The organism is Actinoplanes sp. NPDC026619, assembly GCF_040638295.1.
In the GTDB taxonomy this organism is placed as follows: domain Bacteria; phylum Actinomycetota; class Actinomycetes; order Mycobacteriales; family Micromonosporaceae; genus Actinoplanes.
On the sequence record NZ_JBEZYA010000011.1, the window covers coordinates 226,517 to 240,029 of the forward strand.

Annotated in this window: 14 protein-coding genes; 8 read left to right on the forward strand and 6 right to left on the reverse strand. The window is 71.5% G+C overall.

From position 1 onward, the window contains the following. Window positions 1–45: 45 nt before the first annotated feature. From AB0E90_RS24635 to AB0E90_RS24655, 5 genes are all read right to left on the reverse strand, one after another. Window positions 46–279, reverse strand: coding sequence for a hypothetical protein (locus AB0E90_RS24635; RefSeq protein ID WP_360409924.1), 234 nt, complete (start codon window positions 277–279; stop codon window positions 46–48). An 8-nt stretch (window positions 280–287) separates the two neighbouring features. Beyond that, window positions 288–3,155: a tetratricopeptide repeat protein gene (locus tag AB0E90_RS24640; RefSeq protein ID WP_360409927.1), complete on the reverse strand. Its 2,868-nt coding sequence runs from the start codon at window positions 3,153–3,155 to the stop codon at window positions 288–290. 135 nt (window positions 3,156–3,290) lie between these two features. After that, complete coding sequence (locus AB0E90_RS24645; protein ID WP_360409930.1) at window positions 3,291–3,728, reverse strand: MmpS family transport accessory protein; 438 nt, start codon at window positions 3,726–3,728, stop codon at window positions 3,291–3,293. A 5-nt stretch (window positions 3,729–3,733) separates the two neighbouring features. Next, window positions 3,734–3,934, reverse strand: a complete 201-nt coding sequence (locus tag AB0E90_RS24650) for an aminotransferase class III-fold pyridoxal phosphate-dependent enzyme (protein WP_360410178.1) — start codon at window positions 3,932–3,934, stop codon at window positions 3,734–3,736. Further along, on the reverse strand, window positions 3,928–4,452 hold the full coding sequence (locus AB0E90_RS24655) for an aminotransferase class III-fold pyridoxal phosphate-dependent enzyme (RefSeq protein WP_360409932.1): 525 nt from the start codon (window positions 4,450–4,452) through the stop codon (window positions 3,928–3,930). Before AB0E90_RS24655 ends, AB0E90_RS24650 begins: the two co-directional genes overlap by 7 nt. Before the next feature lie 115 nt (window positions 4,453–4,567). Between AB0E90_RS24655 and AB0E90_RS24660 the strand changes: the two genes are divergently transcribed. Next, complete coding sequence (locus tag AB0E90_RS24660) at window positions 4,568–5,773, forward strand: alpha/beta fold hydrolase (RefSeq protein ID WP_360409935.1); 1,206 nt, start codon at window positions 4,568–4,570, stop codon at window positions 5,771–5,773. Between the two features lie 12 nt (window positions 5,774–5,785). Here the strand turns inward: AB0E90_RS24660 and AB0E90_RS24665 are convergent, their stop codons facing one another. After that, window positions 5,786–6,709 (reverse strand): alpha/beta fold hydrolase, encoded by a 924-nt coding sequence (locus AB0E90_RS24665; protein ID WP_360409938.1) that lies wholly within the window; start codon window positions 6,707–6,709, stop codon window positions 5,786–5,788. A 229-nt stretch (window positions 6,710–6,938) separates the two neighbouring features. Here AB0E90_RS24665 and AB0E90_RS24670 point away from each other — a divergent pair, with 229 nt between their 5' ends. From AB0E90_RS24670 to argF, 7 genes are all read left to right on the forward strand, one after another. Beyond that, complete coding sequence (locus tag AB0E90_RS24670; protein ID WP_360409941.1) at window positions 6,939–7,664, forward strand: GAF and ANTAR domain-containing protein; 726 nt, start codon at window positions 6,939–6,941, stop codon at window positions 7,662–7,664. Window positions 7,665–7,697: 33 nt separating this feature from the next. Further along, window positions 7,698–8,246: a GAF and ANTAR domain-containing protein gene (locus AB0E90_RS24675; RefSeq protein WP_360409944.1), complete on the forward strand. Its 549-nt coding sequence runs from the start codon at window positions 7,698–7,700 to the stop codon at window positions 8,244–8,246. Window positions 8,247–8,363: 117 nt separating this feature from the next. Beyond that, entirely contained in the window at window positions 8,364–9,365 is a 1,002-nt protein-coding gene (gene argC, locus AB0E90_RS24680) for an N-acetyl-gamma-glutamyl-phosphate reductase (RefSeq protein ID WP_360409947.1), read from the forward strand. Continuing rightward, window positions 9,362–10,534 (forward strand): bifunctional glutamate N-acetyltransferase/amino-acid acetyltransferase ArgJ, encoded by a 1,173-nt coding sequence (argJ, locus tag AB0E90_RS24685; protein WP_360409950.1) that lies wholly within the window; start codon window positions 9,362–9,364, stop codon window positions 10,532–10,534. The genes argC and argJ overlap by 4 nt, the downstream gene beginning before the upstream one ends. Continuing rightward, window positions 10,531–11,400, forward strand: a complete 870-nt coding sequence (gene argB / locus AB0E90_RS24690; RefSeq protein ID WP_360409953.1) for an acetylglutamate kinase — start codon at window positions 10,531–10,533, stop codon at window positions 11,398–11,400. Before argJ ends, argB begins: the two co-directional genes overlap by 4 nt. Next, complete coding sequence (locus AB0E90_RS24695) at window positions 11,397–12,545, forward strand: acetylornithine transaminase (protein ID WP_360409956.1); 1,149 nt, start codon at window positions 11,397–11,399, stop codon at window positions 12,543–12,545. The genes argB and AB0E90_RS24695 overlap by 4 nt, the downstream gene beginning before the upstream one ends. Further along, on the forward strand, window positions 12,542–13,471 hold the full coding sequence (gene argF / locus AB0E90_RS24700; protein ID WP_360409959.1) for an ornithine carbamoyltransferase: 930 nt from the start codon (window positions 12,542–12,544) through the stop codon (window positions 13,469–13,471). The genes AB0E90_RS24695 and argF overlap by 4 nt, the downstream gene beginning before the upstream one ends. The last annotated feature ends 42 nt before the right edge of the window (window positions 13,472–13,513 follow it).

Consider the following 13,513-nt stretch of genomic DNA (forward strand, 5'->3'; position numbering starts at 1 on the left):
ACGGAACCGGTTCCGGCACCCCGTGCCGGTTCCGGAACTGTTCACTTAGCTATCCGAATCACTTTCATCGATGCTCGGGACCTCGAAGCCCGCGGCCACGATGGCATCGAGGCGGGCCTCCTCGGCTTCTTTCTCGCGCTCGGCGAGCGTGGCGTATTCCACCAGGGCCGACGGGTCCGCTCCGTCCTCGAGGCGGTCGAAGAAGCGCTGGGTGGTCCGGACGGCCTCGGCGTAGGCAGCCGCGGTCTCCCGGATCGTGATGATCGACTTGTCTGTCATGCGCACAGTCATACCCCGCGGCGCGCGGTGATGCCTAGGGCGGCCGCCTCATCGTCGCGCCCGTGCCGGACGTAGGCGGCCCGGAGGCGTTCGATCGCTTGCCGACGAAGCTCCTGGTAGAGGTCCGGGTCCCGGTCGATCAGAGCGTCATAGCCGAGCAACTCTTCCCGGCGGTGCGCGAACTCACCCTCGTGGTCGCCCAGCTCGCAGCTGACGACCGCCAGGTTGCGCAGAGCGGAGGGGAGATGGTGCTGGTCGGCGGGGCTTTCCGCGGCCAGCGCCCGCAGCAGGGAGACGGCCTCGGCGGCGGCCGTCTGCGCCTCCGGATGTTCCTTCAGGGCCGAGTGCCGCAGGCCGAGATTGCTGAGATGACGCGCCAGGTCGGACCGGAGGACCGGGTCGGCGGCCGCGAGGTCGCGGTACCGGCGCACCGCCTCGGCGGTCCTCTCGTATGCCTCGCGATGGTGGTCGAGATGAGCCAGGAAGTTGCCGAGATTACCCAGGGCGCTGGCGAACTCGGCCTGGTCGGCGGCGTTCTTCGCGGCCAGCACCCGTAACAGCGCGACCGCTTCGCGGCCCGTGGTCAGTGCCTCTCGCTGCCGGCCCAGCGTCCACAGGCGAATGCCGAGGTTGTTCAGGCCGCGGGCGAGTTTGTCGGAGAAGGCGGCGGGATTGTCGGCCGCGAGGATCCGCCACAGCGCAACGGCCTCGGCGGTGACCTCGTGGGCCTGCTCGTGTTCGCCGAGGTCGGCCAGGCGGGCGCCGAAATTGACCAGGATGCGGGCCCGATCGGGCTGGCGGCCGGCCGGGAGGGCCTGCAGGATGTCGACCGCCTCGGCCGTGACGTCCAGGGCCTGCCGGAACTCGCCCAGCGCACTCAGGTTCTGGCCGAGGCCGCACAGGGCCAGGGCGAGATCGGGGCTGCCTGCCGCCGAGGCTCGGAACAGGTCGACGGCCTCGCTGGTGGCTTCGTGGGCCGTCCGGTGGTCGCCGATCGCCGCCGCATAGGCGCCGAGGTTGATCAGCACGCCGGCGAGCGCGGGCCGGCGCCGGGCGTCCTCCGTGGCCAGGATGCGGCCCTGGGCGGCCGCCTCGGCGATGGCCTCGATCGCTTCCCGGTACTCACCGAGGTCGGCGAGGCTGTTGCCGAAACTGTTCAGAGCGCGTGCCAGGCCGGGCCGATAGTCGGGATTCTCGACGGCGACGACGCGCCACAGCGCGACTGCTTCGGTGTCGGCCGCCAGCGCCTCCCGATGGTGCCCGAGGTCGGACAGCCGCACGCCGGCCTCGGTCAAGGCGTGAGCCAGGCCGGGCCGGGCGGCGGGGTCGGCCGCGGCCCGGGATCGGTGCAGAGTGACGAGGCGCTGCGCGATGGCTCCACGGCTTCGCAGCAGCATGGCCGGCGCGAGTTTCTGGTCGAGCCGCGTCATTTCCGCGATCGGCGCCTCCAGCCCGGCGATGAACGTGGCCAGGTGCTCGTCGAGCTTCGCCGTGTAGTGGATGGTCGCGTAATCGATCGCGACGTCCGCGAACTCGGCGCCGCCGGTCTGCCAGACCTGCGCCACGATCGGCAGCGCGCCGGGAAAGACGCTCGCCGCCCGGGTGAGCACCTGGAGTGCGTGCCGCCGCTCGTCCTGGTCGAGGTCGGTGAGCAGCCTCGTCGCCAGGTCCGGCTGCCGGATCAGCCGATCGGCGATGAACCAGTCGCCCAGCAGGTCGGGCTCGAGGCGCAGGGCCGGGTACAGATGCGTCACCCACCGCGCGGCGTTGCGCACCTGCACCTCGGGGGCGTCGGAGAGCTCCGGCACCCGTCGCAGCACCCGCACCGCGGCCTCCTCGCCGGAGCCGCCGCGCAGTGCCATCGCCAGGATGCACCGCTGCCGGGCCTGGCTGCCCAGGGACGACACACCCCACGTCTCGGCCGACGCGGACGACTCCCACCACGCCTCCTCGTGGGCGAACAGCTCGCCGATCACCTCGGCCACCGGCGTGTTCCGGCGGGGTTCGGCGGCGAGCGCTGTGAGCAACGCCCGCGCCTGGAGGACCAGCAGCGTCTCGTGGTTCTCGCCGACGTGGCCGGCCAACGCCGTCGGGGAGGGGGCTCGCACGCCCAGCTGCACCGCGAACCGGCCCACCGCCAGCGCGTACCACCGCTCCCGGTCGCCGGCGCCGCCGAACGCGGCCACGGTCAGCACCGGTTGGCCCCGGGTGAGCCACCGTGCGGTGTCCGGCACCCGCGGCCGGAGCCCGGCCAGCAGGGCCTCGCCGTCGCGCGTGATCAGCAGGATCCGGATCCGGGGCTCGGCGTCGTGGGTGGCGGCCGCGGTGAGGAGGCCGGGCAGGTCGGCTCGGGTGTCCGCGTCGTCGACCAGGATCAACGCGGGATTGCCGGCCGCCGCGATGACCCGTACGGCTGAAGCGCCTTGGTCCGGCGCCAGCCAACCGGCCACCCATGGGGTCGGCAGGGAGAGGCCGAATTCCAGAGCGAGACGGGTTTTGCCCACGCCGGCCGGGCCGGACAGCACCGTCACGGCCAGCGGGACCTCCTGGTCGCACCACGTCGCCAGTTGGTCGAGCTCGGCGACGCGGCCCTGACGTGGCATCACCCGGCGAACCGCGACGAGCAGGTCGAACACGCCGCCGCCCGCGGCCGGCTCCACCGTGGTCAGAACCTGGGTGCGCGCCTCGACGACCGTCGCGCGCCGGTCTCGCGCGCGCAGCCGCATCTCCCAGGCGACCCAGCACCCGGTCAGCACGACCAGCCCCGCGGTCAGGCTCCATGACCAGCCATTGGTGGCCACGTTGGTCAGCGCGCCGACCGCGACACCGAGGAGTGTCGAGACGCCGCCAGGAATTCCGTACCGCTCCCACCGCATCCCTACAGGGTTCACACCGGGCAGCGGGTGCGCGATCGCCCGCGAGGGCAGAAATCGACGGCGGTCATCCGGCGACGCCTGCCGAACTGGCCGCGGTGCTCGCCGGTTTCGCCGCCGACCCACCCGGCCCGGAGATCACCCGCCTGGTGTCGGCTCTGTGCCGCCCGGATTGATCAGCGCCGCCCGGGGCGCACAGTCGGCGACCGCGAGCGGGCCGTGGGCCGTCTTCTCCTCGATCGTCGCGCCGCCGAGCGAGATTCGGCAGGTGATGGTCGCTTTCGCGCCGGTGCTGGTGCTGCGCGCGGTCAGCGTCGTGCCCAGCACGAGATCGGACTGCGGCGCGTCGACCGTCTGCGACCACGGGAGCGTCGCGGTGATCCGGGCCGCCGGCGGGCCGTACGAGATCTCCGCCGTGCCGCTGCCGCTCACCTCGAGCTGAACCGGGATCGGCGCGTCCTGAAGCTTGAAGGTATTTGGCGAGGGGCTCGCGCTCGGCTGAGGCACGGGGCTGCCGCCGCCGCTGCACGCGGCGGTGAACAGGACGGCGGCGAGAGCCACGACAGATCGGCGCATGGCGATCATCTTGACGTAGTGAGGGCCAAACCGCGGTCGTGGGCGGTCTGTTCGAACTCGGCGGAGGTGACGACGGCGGCGAGCGGCAGGCCGGCGCCGAGGGTCTTGGAGAGGGTCAGGATGTCCGGCGTCACGCCGTCGCGCTGGAATGCGTACCACTCGCCGGTGCGGCACAGCCCGGTCTGCGCCTCGTCGAGGATCAGCAGGCCGCACGGTAGGAGTTCGGCGTCGGGATCGCGTAGTTGCCGGGCGCGGCCGGACCGTACCCCTTGCGCCCGGAGCTGTAGGTGGCGCTCGCCGCCGCCTGCGTCATGCCGTGCCAGGACCGGGCGAACGAGATCACCTCGTGCCCGCCGGTGACCAGCTTCGCCATCCGGATGGCCGCCTCGTTCGACTCGGCCCCGGTGGTCAGCAGCAGCACCTTTTCCAACGGCTCGGGTAAGGAGGAAGCGAGCCGGCGAGCGAGGTCCACGACGGGGCGCGACAGCATGCCGCTGAACAGGTGGTCGAGGGTGGCGGCCTGCCGCTGGATCGTGCCGACCACGGCCGGGTGCGAGTGCCCGAGGATCGCGCTCATCTGCCCGGACGTGAAGTCGAGCAGCCGCCGGCCGTCGGCGGTGAACACGAAGCTTCCCTCGGCGCGTTCGATGATGTCCGGGACGAAGCGGCCCGCGCCGGAGTAGCGGACCAGGTGACGCTCGGCGTCAGACCAGAACGATGGCATGTGTACGACGCTAGGAAGCTCCCGGGGATCACGTCCAGCTCAGTCTTTCCGGCATGCACGGGCGCTGACTCAGGCGATTGCCGGTGAACGATGCCCCCGTTGGGTATTGGCAGGCATGCCCTCGTCCCGTACCGCCCGCATGAGCCCCGCTCAGCGGCGTCTCACCCGCGCCGCCCCGAACCCTGCCGAGGGCTTCACCAGCGAGACGGCGACGGTGTGCGACCTGCCGCTGCACATCCGGCAGCGCACCGACCCGGACGGTGCCGCGCCGACGTGGCTGCTGCTGCACGGCCTGGCGGTGTCGCACCGCTACCTCATGCCGACCGCCGCGGCGCTGCCCGGCTCGGTGTTCGTGCCCGACCTGCCCGGCTTCGGGCTCTCCGGCAAGCCGGAGAGCGTGCTGACCACCGAGCAGCATGCCGAGACCGTCGCGGCCTGGATGGACACGTCCGGCCTGGCCGCCGTCGAGGTGCTGGGGCACTCGTTCGGCGCCCAGGTCGCGGTCGAGCTCGCGATCCTTCGTCCCGATCTGGTCGGCTCGCTGACCCTGGCCGGCCCGACCGTCGACCCGGCCGGACCGACCGCCGGCGCCCAGATCCGCCGCCTGATCCGTGATCTGCTCGGCGAGGACCCGCATCAGGTGCCGATCGCGTTTCGCGACTTCTGCGACGCCGGGCCGCGGCGCATCCGGCGAACGCTCGAGTACGCCGTGAACCATCACATCGAACGCCGCCTCCCGCTGGTCGAGGCGCCGGTCCTGATCCTGCGCGGGGCGAAGGACCCGATCGTCCCGGCCGGATGGGCCACCGCCGCGGCCGCACTGGCCGGCGCCGGTCGTTCCGCCGAGGTTCCCGGCGCGGCGCACAACGCCGTGACCACGGCCGGCGCCGCGGTCGCCGCGCTCGCCGTCACCCACGCCGCCGCGCCCCGGCCGGACGACCGCCGGATGCCCCTCGAGCACGGCGCCTCGGCCGCCCAGGCTCGGCGGCTCGCCGAGCAGGTCCTGCACGACTGGAACATGACCGACCGGACCGACGAGGTCCTGCTGGTCACCACCGAGCTGGTCCAGAACGTCACCAAGCACACCACCAACGGAGGCGAGCTGCGGCTGAGCCGCCAGGACGACACCGTGCTGATCGAGGTCACCGACTCGGACCCGCAGATGCCGCACGTGAAGCGGTCCGCCCCGACCGTCACCGGTGGCCGCGGTCTGCTCCTCGTCTCGTCCGCCGCCCGCCGGTGGGGCAGCCGGCCGGTCCGCTGGGCCGGGCGCACTGGCAAGATCGTCTGGGCGGAGATCGCCCGGCGGTTACCGAGCTGACGCCTTCGCGCGTCAGGCGGTCAGAAGGCGGCGCCAGCGCGCTTCGGTGTAGTCGAACCGCGGCGCCGAGTCCAGGAAGCGGTGCAGGCCCGGGAGAAGCCGGCCGGGGGCGGTCTCCTGGGGGTAGTGACCGGCGCCGCCGATCTCCAGCACCTGGCAGTCGGTCAGGGTGCCGGCCACGGCCAGGTGGTGCTGCGGCGGGATGACCCGGTCGTCGCCGCCCCAGGCCAGCAGAACCGGCAGGCCGGCGAGTTGCTTGAGGTGCTGGGTCGCGCTGACCGACTGCCCGCGCCAGTTGATCACGGTGCGGGCGGTGCGGAGGAACGTGCGGCGCTCCCGCCGGTCACCGAGCCGGCGCAGGCCCTCGGCCACCGGTGCGGCGTCGGCCCCGGCCAGCAGGGCGGGCGCGATCGCGGCCACTCCGGACAGCAGCCAGCGGGTGAGCCACTCGGGCGCCCGGGCCGCGGCGGCGATGAAGGCACGCGCGCCGGGCAGGGTGGCGGCGCGCAGGGCCGGGGTGAGCTGACGGCCGAGGCCACCGCTGCTGATCAGGACGAGCCGATCCGTACGCTCCGGGAATTGGTAGGCGAACTGCATGCCGATGCCGCCGCCCAGACTGTGCCCGACGATGGTCGCCGACGGGTGCCCCAGGGCCACCAGGAGATCGCGCAGCGACGCGGCCAGCGCCCCGAGCGAGTAGTCACCGGCGGGCGCGCCGGAGTCGCCGTGGCCGGGCAGGTCGGGAGCGATGACGGTGTGCGTGCGGGCGAGCTCGTCGATCAGGTGGTCCCAGGTGCGGCGGGTCGCGCCGAGCCCGTGGATCAGCAGCAGCGGCTCGCCGGCCCCGGCGATGGTGTAGACGATGTCGCCGTCCCCGACCCGGACCCGGCCCTCGCGACGGGTCGTCGCCGGCCGGATCATCAGTTCTGCTGTCATGCGTCCAGGATTCCGGTTGCGCGGCCCGGCGTCAGGAGTGCAGACGCCCCTGATCATGGTGGTGCTAGCACCCAGGAGCGGTGCGGGCATAACCATGCCCGGTGAAACACGCACCGGCGTGTCGATCCGGATAGAGTCGGCGCATCGGACACGATGCTGCCCTGGTCCTCGGCGGTTCCCCAGACGAGGAGAAGGTGCAGCATGAATATTCGTCCTCCGGCAGCACGCCATGGATGAGCGGATCTTCCAGGTGGCCGGGCTCGTCGCCCGTGAGCCGGCCCGCGCCGGTGACGGCGCCGGGGTGGCGGGCGCATTGCGCCGACTGTGCAGCGTCGCCGAACGATCGCTGACCGCCTCGGGGGTCGGGATCAGCGTGATGGCCGAGAACGGGCTGCGTGGGGCCTCGGCCGCCTCCGGGCCGGCCTCCGAAGCCATCGAGGAGCTGCAGTTCACCTTCGGCGAGGGCCCGTGCCTCGACGCGTTCACGACCCGGCAGCCGGTGCTGGTGCCGAACCTGGCCGATGCGGCGATGCGCCGGTGGCCGGGATACGCGCCGGCCGCGCACGGCCGCGGCCTGCGGGCGGTGTTCGCCTTCCCGCTGCAGATCGGTGACGCGCCGATCGGCGTGCTCGATGTGTTCCGGGACCGGCCCGGCGCGCTGTCGGCCGAGCAGTTCCACCTCGCGCTGACCTTCGCCGATGTGGCCGTCACCGCGCTGCTCGACGGACAGGAACAGGCGACGCCCGGCGCGGTGGCCGAAGGCCTGGACGACGCGATGGGGCAACGGGCGGAGTTGTATCAGGCGCAGGGGATGGTGTCGGTGCAACTGGGGATCCCGCTGGCCGACGCGCTGGCCCGATTACGTGCCTACGCGTACGCCGAGAACCTGGCGCTGGGAGACGTAGCCCGGGATGTGGTCGCGCGTAGGCTCGCGTTTGGCGGCGACCCGACATGACCACCGTCCGACGATCGGGCCCGGCTGAACTTCATGGCCGCCTCCGACCAGAGCGCCCGGCTGCTGGAGCTCATCCAGCTCCAGCACGACGACGGACCCTGCCTGGACGCGTTCCGCACCGCCCGCCCGGTGACCAACGTGAACCTGGCGGCCGCCGCCGGCACGTGGCCGAAGTTCGCACTCCGCGCCACCGAGGCCGGCTTCCGCACCGTGCACGCCTTCCCGCTGCGCCTGCGCAAGGAGGTGATCGGCGCGATGAGCGTGTTCGGCAGCAATACCCAGCTCGACGACGCCGACACCCGGATAGTGCAGTCCCTGGCCGACGTGGCCGTCATCGGCCTGCTCCAGGAGCGCGCCGTCCGCCGCGGCGAGGTTCTCACCGAGCGGCTGCAGGACGCTCTGAACAGCCGGATCGTCATCGAACAGGCCAAAGGCATCGTCGCGCAATCCCGCGGCGTGACCCCCGACGAGGCCTTCGCCCTGATCCACCGCTACACCCGCCACCACGGCCGCCGCCTCAGCGACGTCACCGGCGACATGGTCCGGAACCTGCCCGAGCTCCCGGACCTGGACGTCAAGTAACCGACCCGGGCACGCGCATGCCGTGGCGCTGACGACGGCGATCGAACGGCCGAATGTGTGTTGGCGATCGAGGGCGCTCCTTGATACGGTTCTCTGCATAGTCATGCGGAGGTTGGTATGGGGATCCGGGTCGCGGTTGCGGGAGCCAGTGGTTATGCGGGAGGCGAGCTTCTGCGTCTGCTCGCGGGGCATCCAGAGTTCGACCTCGTGGCGGCCACGGCGCACTCGCAGGCAGGGGCGCCCGTCACCGCCGTACACCCGCAGTTGGCCGGTCTTGATCTGACGCTCGGGGTGACCGATGCGGCTGGCTTGGCCGACGCTGACCTGGTGTTTCTTGCTCTTCCGCACGGGCAGTCGGCGGCCGTCGCGGCGCAGTTGCCGGCGGAGGTGAAGATCGTCGATCTGGGGGCCGACTTCCGGCTTCAGGACGGCGCGCTGTGGGAGAAGTACTACGGTGGCGCGCACGCCGGCGCCTGGACCTATGGCCTGCCCGAATTGCCCGGTCAGCGGGAGCTGATCAAGCAGTCGTCCCGGGTGGCGAACACGGGTTGTTATGCGGCCACCATCACACTCGCGCTGGCGCCCCTTCTTAACGGAGGGCTCGCGAGCCCGGCGGATGTGGTCGTGGTGGCCAGCTCCGGCACCTCCGGGGCGGGGCGCAGCGCCACGGTGAACCTGCTGGCCAGCGAGGTGATGGGTGATCTCTCGCCGTACAAGGTGGGTGCGCACCAGCACGTGCCGGAGATCAAGCAGGCGACCGGCGCGACGTCACTCTCGATGACCCCGGTCCTCGCTCCGATGCCTCGCGGCATCCTCGCCACCGTCACTGCCCGCTTCCTCAAGGACGGCGACCCGCGGCAAACCCTCATCGAGGCGTACGCCGATGAGCCGTTCATCCACGTGCTGCCCGCCGGGCAGTGGCCGCACACCGCCGCCACCTCGGGATCCAACTCCTGTCATCTGCAAGCCACCGTCGACCTCGACTCCGGGCGGATCATCGTGGTCAGTGCCCTCGACAACCTAGGCAAGGGCGCCTCCGGCCAAGCCGTGCAGTGCGCCAACCTCATGTTCGGCCTGCCCGAGACGATGGGCCTGTCCGTGTTCGGAGTTGCACCATGACTGTCACCCACCCCAAGGGCTTCCGGGCCAGCGGTGTCGCCGCCGGTCTGAAGGCCACCGGCAACCCGGATGTCGCCCTCGTCGTCAACGACGGGCCCGATTTCACCGCGGCCGCCGTCTTCACCGGCAACCGGGTGAAGGCCGCGCCGGTGCTCTGGAGCCAGCAGGTGCTCAAGGGCGGCATCGTGCGGGCCGTCGTGCTCAACTCGGGCGGCGCCAACGCCTGCACCGGGTCGCAGGGTTTCCGCGACACGCACGCCACCGCCGAGCACACCGCGACCGTGCTGCGTGGCGGCCCCCGGCCGCAGATGGTCGGGCCCGGCGACGTGGCGGTCTGCTCGACCGGGCTGATCGGCGAGCTGCTGCCGATGGGCAAGCTGCTGCCGGGGGTCAGCGCCGCGGCCAAGGCGCTCGACAAGGACGGCGGCGCCAAGGCCGCCGAGGCGATCATGACGACCGACTCGGTGGCGAAGAACGCGGTCGTGCAGGGTCAGGGCTGGTCGGTCGGCGGCATGGCCAAGGGCGCCGGCATGCTCGCGCCGGCGCTGGCCACCATGCTTGTGGTGATCACCACCGACGCCTCGGCCGACAACGAGGTGCTCGACGCGGCGCTGCGTGAGGCGACCCGGGTCACCTTCGACCGGATCGACGCGGACGGCTGCATGTCGACCAACGACACCGTGCTGCTGCTCGCGAGCGGGGCCTCCGACGTGCAGCCGACGCCGGAGGAGCTGACCGCGGCGGTCACCACCGTCTGCCACGACCTGGCGCAGCAGCTCATCGCGGACGCCGAGGGCGCCACCAAGCACATCGCGATCGTCGTCGAGGGAGCGGACAGCGAGGCCGACGCGGTCGAGGTGGGGCGCACGGTGGCCCGCAACAACCTGGTCAAGACGGCGCTGTTCGGCAACGACCCGAACTGGGGGCGCATCCTGGCGGCGGTCGGCACGACGCAGGCCAAGTTCGAACCCGATCGGATCGACGTCGCGATCAACGGAGTGTGGATCTGCAAGGGCGGCTCGGCCGCCGAGGACCGGTCGAAGGTCGATCTGTCCGGGCGGGACGTGACCATCACGATCAACCTGCGTGAGGGCGCGATGGCGGCGACGATCTGGACGACGGATCTGTCGCACGCCTACGTGCACGAGAACTCGGCGTATTCCTCATGACGACACCGCTGGAGAAGGCCGGCGTCCTGATCGAGGCGTTGCCCTGGCTGGAGCGTTTCCACGGGGCGACGGTGGTGATCAAATACGGCGGGAACGCGATGATCACGCCGGCGCTGCAGAAGGCGTTCGCCGAAGACATCGTCTTTATGCGATATGCCGGAATTAAGCCGGTCGTGGTGCATGGCGGTGGTCCGCAGATCAGCCGGATGCTCGACCGCCTCGGGATCGAAAGCGAGTTCCGTGGCGGTCTCCGGGTCACCACGCCCGAGGCCATGGACGTGGTTCGGATGGTTTTGACGGGACAGGTCGGACGATCGTTGGTCGGGCTGATCAACCAGCATGGACCGTTCGCGGTCGGGCTCTCCGGCGAGGACGCCCGCCTGTTCACCGCGACCCGCCGGGGCGCCGTGATCGACGGGGAAGAAACCGACATCGGCCAGGTCGGCGACGTCACCCGCGTCGACACCAGCGCCGTCGACGACCTGATCGCGGCCGGTCGCATCCCGGTCATCGCCTCCGTGGCGCCGGACAAGGACGGCGTCGTGCACAACGTCAACGCCGACACCGCGGCCGCGGCCCTGGCCGAGGCGCTCGGCGCCCGCAAGCTGGTCGTGCTCACCGACGTCCCCGGCCTCTACACCAACTGGCCGGACACCTCGTCGCTCACCACCCGGATCGACGCCGACGCCCTCGAGAAGCTGCTGCCCAGCCTCGAGGCCGGCATGGTCCCGAAGATGGAGGCGTGTCTGCGCGCCGTCCGCGGCGGCGTGCCTGCCGCGCACGTCGTCGACGGCCGCGTCCCCCACTCCACGCTGCTCGAAGTCTTCACCTCCGAAGGAATAGGAACGATGGTGATCCCCTCATGACCGGGCTCGTCGACCGGTGGTCGCAGTCGATGATGAACAACTACGGGACGCCGCAGCTCGCCCTGGTCCGCGGCGAGGGCGCGGTGGTGACCGACGAGAGCGGCAAGCAGTACACCGACTTCCTCGGCGGCATCGCGGTCAACGCGCTCGGCCACGCCCACCCGGCCGTGGTCAAGGCGGTCACCGACCAGATCTCCCAGCTCGGGCACGTCTCCAACCTGTACATCGCCGAGCCCTGCGTGGCCCTGGCCGAGCTGCTGCTGGCGCTGGCCGGCCGGCCCGGCCGGGTGATCTTCGGCAACTCCGGCGCGGAGGCGAACGAGGCCGCGTTCAAGCTGTCCCGCCTGACCGGCCGCACCCACGTGGTGGCCACCGACGGCGCGTTCCACGGCCGCACGATGGGCGCGCTCGCACTGACCGGCCAGCCGTCCAAGGCGGACCCGTTCCGGCCGCTGCCCGGCGAGGTGACGCACGTCGCGTTCGGCTCCCTCGAGACGCTGGACAACGCGGTCACCACCGAGACCGCCATGGTCATCCTGGAGCCGATCCAGGGCGAGAACGGCGTGGTCGTGCCGCCGACCGGTTACCTGGCCGGCGCCCGGGAGATCTGCACCCGCAACGGGGCCCTGCTCGTGCTCGACGAGGTGCAGACCGGCATCGGCCGCACCGGACACTGGTTCCACCATCAGAGCGAGGGCGTCGAACCCGACATCATCACCCTGGCCAAGGGCCTCGGCGGCGGCCTGCCGCTCGGCGCCTGCATCGCCTTCGGCAAAGCGGCCGACCTGTTCACCCCCGGCTCGCACGGCACCACGTTCGGCGGCAACCCGGTCGCCTGCGCGGCCGGCCTCGCGGTGGTCCGCACGATCGCCAGCGAGGGCCTGCTCGACCACGTCAAGCGGGTGGGGGAGCAGCTGCGGCGCGGGTTGGAGAACAACCCGCTCGTCGACCACGTGCGTGGTGCCGGCCTGCTGCTCGGTGTCGTACTCAAGGCACCGGATTCCAAGCGGCTTGCGGCGGCCCTGCAAGACGCCGGATTCCTCGTCAACGCGCCGCAACCAAACGTCATCCGGCTTGCGCCGCCCCTCATCGTCAGTGCCGAGCAGGCCGACGCCCTCATCGCCGCCCTGGATGGACTCTCATGACCCGCCATTTCCTGCGCGACGACGACCTCAGCCCGCAGGAGCAGGCCACGGTCCTGGAGCTGGCCGCCGAGATGAAAGCCTCGCGGTTCGCTTACCGCCCGCTGGAAGGCCCCCGCTCGGTGGCCGTCTTCTTCGACAAGGTCAGCCTGCGCACCCGGCTCTCCTTCGAGGCCGGCATCGCCGAGCTCGGCGGCCAGCCGATCATCGTGGACACCCAGGCCACCCACTTCGGCCGGGGCGAGTCGCTGTCCGACGCCGGCAAGGTCGTCTCCCGCTATGTCGCGGCCATGGTCTTCCGCACCACCGGCGACGACCGGCTGGTCGACCTGGCCTCCGGGGTGAACGTGCCGGTGGTCAACGCGCTCACCGACGGCTTCCACCCCTGCCAGCTGCTGGCCGACCTGCAGACGATCCGGGAACGCTTCGGATCAACAACCAACCGCAAGCTTGCGTACGTCGGTGACGCCGCCAACAACATGGCGCACTCCTATCTGCTCGCCGGTGCAACGGCCGGCATGCACGTGCGCGTGTCCGGCCCCTCCGGTTTCGACCCGTCTCCGGTGGTCGTCTCCCGGGCGGCCGAGATCGCGGCCTGGACCGGTGGCTCGGTCGAGGTGCTGCGCGACCCGTTCGAGGCGGCCGACGGCGTGGACGTGCTGGCCACCGACACCTGGACGTCGATGGGTCAGGAGGGCGACGGCAAGGACCGGCTGACGCCGTTCTGGCCGTACCAGATCAATGAAAAGCTCCTGGCCGCCGCCTCGCCGGAGGCGATCGTCCTGCACTGCCTGCCCGCGCACCGGGGCGAGGAGATCACCGACGACGTGATGGACGGCCCGCAGAGCGCCGTCTTCGACCAGGCCGAGAACCGCCTGCACGCACAGAAGGCGCTGCTTGCTTGGCTGTTGTCGGTGAACGCGGCATGACCGCCTGCACCGAGCGGCACCGCCGCAGGTTGCCCGCTCAGG

What these genes read in the sequence shown, in the direction of transcription:
- AB0E90_RS24635 (WP_360409924.1), bottom strand. Translation starts at nt 279, where the DNA reads ATGACAGACAAGTCGATCATCACGATCCGGGAGACCGCGGCTGCCTAC.
- AB0E90_RS24640 (WP_360409927.1), bottom strand. Translation starts at nt 3,155, where the DNA reads ATGCGGTGGGAGCGGTACGGAATTCCTGGCGGCGTCTCGACACTCCTC.
- AB0E90_RS24645 (WP_360409930.1), bottom strand. Translation starts at nt 3,728, where the DNA reads ATGCGCCGATCTGTCGTGGCTCTCGCCGCCGTCCTGTTCACCGCCGCG.
- AB0E90_RS24655 (WP_360409932.1), bottom strand. Translation starts at nt 4,452, where the DNA reads ATGCCATCGTTCTGGTCTGACGCCGAGCGTCACCTGGTCCGCTACTCC.
- AB0E90_RS24660 (WP_360409935.1), top strand. Translation starts at nt 4,568, where the DNA reads ATGCCCTCGTCCCGTACCGCCCGCATGAGCCCCGCTCAGCGGCGTCTC.
- AB0E90_RS24665 (WP_360409938.1), bottom strand. Translation starts at nt 6,709, where the DNA reads ATGACAGCAGAACTGATGATCCGGCCGGCGACGACCCGTCGCGAGGGC.
- AB0E90_RS24670 (WP_360409941.1), top strand. Translation starts at nt 6,939, where the DNA reads ATGGATGAGCGGATCTTCCAGGTGGCCGGGCTCGTCGCCCGTGAGCCG.
- AB0E90_RS24675 (WP_360409944.1), top strand. Translation starts at nt 7,698, where the DNA reads ATGGCCGCCTCCGACCAGAGCGCCCGGCTGCTGGAGCTCATCCAGCTC.
- argC (WP_360409947.1), top strand. Translation starts at nt 8,364, where the DNA reads ATGGGGATCCGGGTCGCGGTTGCGGGAGCCAGTGGTTATGCGGGAGGC.
- argJ (WP_360409950.1), top strand. Translation starts at nt 9,362, where the DNA reads ATGACTGTCACCCACCCCAAGGGCTTCCGGGCCAGCGGTGTCGCCGCC.
- argB (WP_360409953.1), top strand. Translation starts at nt 10,531, where the DNA reads ATGACGACACCGCTGGAGAAGGCCGGCGTCCTGATCGAGGCGTTGCCC.
- AB0E90_RS24695 (WP_360409956.1), top strand. Translation starts at nt 11,397, where the DNA reads ATGACCGGGCTCGTCGACCGGTGGTCGCAGTCGATGATGAACAACTAC.
- argF (WP_360409959.1), top strand. Translation starts at nt 12,542, where the DNA reads ATGACCCGCCATTTCCTGCGCGACGACGACCTCAGCCCGCAGGAGCAG.